The organism is Legionella quateirensis (assembly GCF_001467955.1).
GTDB classification, from domain to species: Bacteria; Pseudomonadota; Gammaproteobacteria; order Legionellales; family Legionellaceae; genus Legionella; species Legionella quateirensis.
This window is the reverse complement of sequence record NZ_LNYR01000049.1, coordinates 244,211-244,510: the sequence shown is the minus strand read 5'-3', so window position 1 is coordinate 244,510 and position 300 is coordinate 244,211. Positions and strand designations below refer to the sequence as shown.

The window sequence follows — 300 nt, the reverse complement described above, 5'->3', positions numbered from 1 at the left end:
ACGAATGAAGACACCGCTCAAGTCTTTAGCTCTGCTAATGGCAATGCCATCAGCCTGACTGACATTGACAGTGCTTCTGTGACCACCACGATTTCTGTAGCACACGGCAGTTTAACGGCTCTGGCAACAGCTGGGGTTACCATTACGAATAACGGAACGGGCAGTGTGACCTTAACAGGATCTCCTGCTGCAATTACCACCGCTTTGGATGGTTTATCTTACACTCCTGTTGCCGATTACAACGGTGCAGACAGCTTAACTATAGTCACCAGTGATGGCGCCTTAAGTGATACGGACAAT

The 300-nt window shown here is 48.7% G+C and carries 1 protein-coding gene; it reads left to right on the top strand.

Features of this window, described 5'->3' with window-relative positions; translation table 11 throughout:
• Positions 1–300 (top strand): hypothetical protein (locus tag Lqua_RS18570; RefSeq protein WP_193787198.1); only part of this gene is annotated, 300 nt, incomplete at both ends.